Raw genomic sequence first — 2810 nt, forward strand, 5'->3', positions numbered from 1 at the left:
TCGACGAACTCCACCACCCCACCGCCGACACCGTCCTGGACCGCATGCGCCGCTTCGACGCCAAGGGCCGCACCAGCTAGAGCATCCCGCCAGCCCCGCGCCCCCGACCTTCGAGAACCCCCAGGACTGACACCCCCTCATGTACCGCACCGCTTTGCGCAACGTGCTGGCCCACAAGGGCCGACTGCTCATGACGGCGCTGGCCGTCATGCTCGGCACCGCCTTCGTCGCCGGCACCATGGTCTTCTCCGACACCTTCGGCAACGCGCTCAGGACCCAGAACTCCAAGAGCTACACCGACATCGCCGTCACGGTCAGCGACCGCGACGCCGCCCGCCAGGCCTACGACCACACCGGTGAGGACTCCGAGGGCCCGGCCCTCACCGAGGAGATCCGCAAGGCGGTCGCGGCACTGCCCGGCGCCGCCGAGGCGCGTGGCGTGGTCAGCGGCTTCGCCGGCATCGCCGACAAGAAGGGCGCGCTGATCGGCAACGGCTTCTCCACCACCGGCACCAACTACGTGCCGGGCGCCGACGGCACCGACCCGCGCTACCCGCTGGTCGACGGCCGCGGCCCGCACGGCTCGGGCGAGATCGCACTGGACACCAAGACCGCCGAGAAGGGCGGCTACCAGGTCGGCGACACCGTCCGGGTCGCCGTCAACGGCCCGGTGATGAAGCTCAAGCTCACCGGCACCCTGACCACCAACGACCCGCGTGTGCTGGCCGGCGGCTCGCTGGCCGCCTTCGACACCGCCACCGCCCAGCAGCTCTACCTGAGCCCGGGCCGCTACGCCGAGCTGGACGTCAAGGGCAAGCCGGGCGCGGACGACACCGCGCTGCTCGCCGCCGTCAAGCAGACCGCCCCGCAGGGCGACTCGATCGAGGCGAAGACCGGGCGCGAGCTCGCCGCCGAGCAGGACCGGATGATCCAGCAGGGCACCAAGGTCCTGAGCACCTTCCTGATGGTCTTCGCCTTCATCTCGCTGTTCGTCGGCATCTTCATCATCGCCAACACCTTCACCATGCTGGTCGCCCAGCGCACCAAGGAACTCGCACTGCTGCGGGCGATCGGCGCCAGCCGCAAGCAGATCACCCGCTCCGTGCTGGTCGAGGCACTGCTGGTCGGCCTGCTCGCCTCGGCGGCCGGGCTGCTCGCCGGCATCGGGATCGGCGCCGGCATGCAGACGCTGGTCAGCGCGATGGACGACACCATGCCGCAGGGCTCGCTGGTGATCAAGCCGCTCACCATCGCGGTGACCCTGCTGGTCGGCGTCCTGGTGACGGTGCTGTCCGCCCTGCTGCCGGCCCTGCGCGCCTCCCGGATCGCCCCGGTGGCCGCGATGAGCTCGATCGAGCAGCCGGCCACCCAGAAGAGCCTGCTGGTGCGCAACACGATCGGCCTGCTGTTCACGCTGGCTGGCGCGGGCTCCCTGGCCGCGGGCGCGGGCGGCAAGGAGTACAAGCTGGTCGGGCTCGGCGCGGGCACCCTGCTGATCGGCGTGTTCGTGCTGACCCCGCTGCTGGCCCGGCCGCTGATCGCGCTGTTCGCCCCGCTGCTGCGCAAGCTCTACGGCACGCCGGGCAAGCTGGCCCAGGAGAACGCGATCCGCAACCCGCGCCGGACGGCGGCCACCGCCTCGGCGCTGACCATCGGCGTCACCCTGATCACCGCGCTGACCGTGGTCGGCGCCTCGGTGAACAAGGCCGTCGACGCGGCGACCGCGGACGACCTCAAGGCCGACTACACCGTCGCCATGCAGAACGGCTCGAAGCTCTCCCCCGAGGTCGCCGGCCAGATCGCCAAGGCACCCGGCGTCAGCGCCATGAGCGTGATGCGCGAAGTCCGGGTGACGACCGACAAGGGCGACTCCGACTACGAGTTCCTGACGGGCGTCGACGCCGCGACCATCGACCAGCTGGCCACCGTCAAGGTCAAGGACGGTTCGGCGGACGCCCTCAAGCAGGGCAAGCTGATGATGAGCTCGGGCACCGCCCAGCGCCTCGGCTTCAAGGTCGGCGACACCATGGCCGTCACCTACCCGGGCGGGGCCAAGGGCTCGCTCACCGTCGGCGCCGTGCTGGAGGCCAACAGCGCGCTGGCCAACATCGTCGCCCCGGACAACGTGGTGGGCCCGCACGCGCTGCCCGGCTCCGGCCCGGCGAAGGTCCTGGTGAAGGGCGCCAACGGCGCGGACGAGAAGCTGAAGCAGGCGCTGCGCGACGCGACCGGCGGCAACCCGCTGATCGCCGTCAAGGGCGAGAAGGACATCAAGGCGGAGAACCGTCAGCTGATCACCGGCATGCTGAACATGATGTACGGGCTGCTCGGGATGGCCGTGGTGATCGCGGTGCTCGGCGTGGTCAACACCATGGCGATGTCGGTGTTCGAGCGGCGCCGGGAGATCGGCATGCTGCGGGCGATCGGCCTGGACCGGATCGGCATCCGCCGGATGGTCCGGTTGGAGTCGCTGCTGATCGCGCTGTTCGGCGGCGCGGTCGGGATCGGGCTCGGGATCCTGGTGGCCTGGGCGGGCACCCGCACGATGGCGGACTCGCTCAAGAACATCACCACCGTGGTGCCGCCGCTGCAGATCCTCGGTTTCCTGGTCGCGGCCGCCGTGATCGGCCTGCTGGCCGCCCTCTGGCCGGCCCACCGGGCCGCCCGGATGGACATCCTGGGCGCGATCAAGAGCGAGTAGGCGCCCCCCGCGCAAGCGCGGCCGGGGCGCCGCCGGGGCGCGCCCCGCGCGGGGGGGCGCGGGGTCGCCGGCCCCCCCCGGGGCGGGGGGGGGGGGGGGGGCCGGCGGG

1 protein-coding gene and 1 pseudogene are annotated in these 2810 nt (G+C 71.9%); both read left to right on the plus strand.

The annotated features are described in order from the left end of the window. A pseudogene (locus tag ACFV61_RS30960) lies at positions 1-80 on the plus strand (ABC transporter ATP-binding protein); the annotation flags it as partial. A 59-nt stretch (positions 81-139) separates the two neighbouring features. Beyond that, on the plus strand, positions 140-2701 hold the full coding sequence (locus ACFV61_RS30965; RefSeq protein ID WP_380495209.1) for an ABC transporter permease: 2562 nt from the start codon (positions 140-142) through the stop codon (positions 2699-2701). Positions 2702-2810 lie beyond the last annotated feature (109 nt).

This window comes from Kitasatospora sp. NPDC059817 (assembly GCF_042731835.1).
Classification (GTDB): Bacteria; Actinomycetota; Actinomycetes; order Streptomycetales; family Streptomycetaceae; genus Kitasatospora.